Source organism: Salinimicrobium profundisediminis, from assembly GCF_026241755.1.
Classification (GTDB): Bacteria; Bacteroidota; Bacteroidia; order Flavobacteriales; family Flavobacteriaceae; genus Salinimicrobium; species Salinimicrobium profundisediminis.
This window is the reverse complement of record NZ_JAPJDA010000057.1, coordinates 281-2,487: the sequence shown is the minus strand read 5'-3', so window position 1 is coordinate 2,487 and position 2,207 is coordinate 281. Positions and strand designations below refer to the sequence as shown.

The 2,207-nt window shown below is 33.8% G+C and carries 2 protein-coding genes; both read left to right on the top strand.

The genetic code is table 11. The features are described 5' to 3' along the window. The first annotated feature begins 249 nt into the window (after positions 1 to 249). Complete coding sequence (locus OQ279_RS18285; RefSeq protein ID WP_266071306.1) at positions 250 to 1,125, top strand: DNA/RNA non-specific endonuclease; 876 nt, start codon at positions 250 to 252, stop codon at positions 1,123 to 1,125. 256 nt (positions 1,126 to 1,381) lie between these two features. After that, a partial coding sequence (locus OQ279_RS18280; protein WP_266071305.1) for a hypothetical protein occupies positions 1,382 to 2,207 on the top strand: 826 nt, incomplete at its 3' end.

Sequence of the window (2,207 nt, the reverse complement as noted above, 5' to 3'; positions counted from 1 at the left end):
AAATAATTGGGTTTCCAAAAGAGTCTTTTCGGGACCTTATATAACCCTCACGTATAAAAAAATCTTACTATATATAATCTGAAAACCTTTCACATCAATGATTGTGGGGGGTTATTTTTTTGTTCAAAAATAGTAGATGGTGAACAAAACTATAATATACTATGTTATTATTAGGTTACTACAATTTAAAATAATTATTATAGGAGTCTTAAAATGAAAAAGAAAATGAATTATTGAATCGTCCCTTTAATGATCATCTTTATGGTTGGTTGTACAAACATAGAAGATGTTTCGAATACTGAGGAAAAAACAGATTCACAAGAAGTAACAACAGTTAATGCAACTGTTGATGAACCAGTAGTAGAAGATACATCAACTCAATCAAAAGATGAACTGTTCAAAGGCTACAAATTAATCGAAGTGGATGCTTGTGATTTATCGGGACATCGTGAAGCTAATGTTGTGGTAGACATTGGTTTTGGTGATCGAGAATATTGGGCATTTACGAACGAGTACGGTCAATTAGTTAAAGTTATTGCTGATAAAATTATTTTACAAGATGACCGGACTGAACAGGTCACATCATCGGGAAGATACTGCAAAGATGAAGCAAAAGTTCCAGGTGTAGAAAGTAAATACCTTGATGAAGGGCATGTTATAGCAGACAGCAACGGCGGTGCTTCTAGTGCTTATAATATCACACCTCAAGATAGTACATTAAATAGACACGGCGACCAAGCTTACATGGAAGATTCTATTCGTAAAGCAGGTGGAGCTACTGATTATGAAGCAATTATCACATATCCAAATACTGAAACCCAAATTCCTTCTCATTATAAGTACACTTACACTATAAAAGGTAATAAGATTGTTGATGAGTTTGACAATAGCAATCCTGATGAAACAAATAAATCTCTAGGTTTAACTGAAAGTAAATCAACGAACTCAAATAATTCTAATGTTTCTAATGACGATAAAGATATTTCCAGCATCGATACAAATGGTGATGGACAGGTAACAATTAAAGAAGCTAAAGCAGCTGGCTTCAAAATGCCAATAATAAAAGATCATTGGTTATATCAATATATGGATGATCGTGATGGAGACGGTTATGTAGGCGAATAGCTATTAAACTCAAGTTAGTAGTTTTTAGTTGTTTTTAGGAGGATATAGACTTTTGTAGCAGGACATGTTTTAGAAGGCGTATGAAGTTTTTAATCAACTTAGAACAATACGAAATAAAGAGAACAGCTTTAATGATAAGGGAGAAAATATATTACAGGTGGGAAGATAAATGAATACAGCTTCAAACAGTCAAAATCATTGCAATGTTGTGGGAATAAACAAAAGATTGGAGGTTTATAGGTACTACTGTAAAAGAGTGTCAGCAACAGAAACTTTACCTAACGGTAAAAATCATACTGTCGATAAGATGATGATTATGTTGGAGCAGAAGAAAAACGGATATGCAGTAAGTGTTGTCCACCCTATTTCAGAATTTATTCATCTGCCATTAAAAAAAGGCGGTATCCCTAATATTAAAACACAAGAACAAGTTGCTAACTCTATTGTGAACTTCCTAAATTTTGTGTTTATAGAAAATCACGCAAAGTATAAGTTATCAAGCGTAAAAGACCTTCTTTTTGAACATGGAGTGGATTATTTGAACATTTATGGATTAATGGGACGAAATAACGCTCCAGTGAAAAAAGAAACAGTCAAAAGATGTGAATGGAATCTTACTCGTTTATACTACTTCCTAGCCAAAAAAAATATTTTAAATCATATAACGATAAATGATTTCGATTTCAAAGAATACAGCTATGAAGTTTTAGAAGTCAAAAGGAAGCCAGAAAGCCCTTTTATCAACGTGAACTATCCAAATGATGAGGAAGAAACACTCCTTATCCATGACCTTCCTCGCGAGTTAATTATCCCTTTCATACAAACCGCATATACATATACACCTAGAATAGCTCTTGGTGTGGCATTTCAGTGTTTCGGGGGCTTACGTGCTGGCGAGGTTGTAAATATCGCTAGGACTGGTATTACTCCATCAGGAGAATTCGGATTATATGGATTTCAAGTAATAATAAAAAATCGTAATTTCAGACCCGAACTAAAGGATATCAAGGGAAAAGGAACCGTAAAAAAACGAAGAAGACAAGGTATTTTCCCTTTTAATGGCGAGCTATTACAACTTCTAT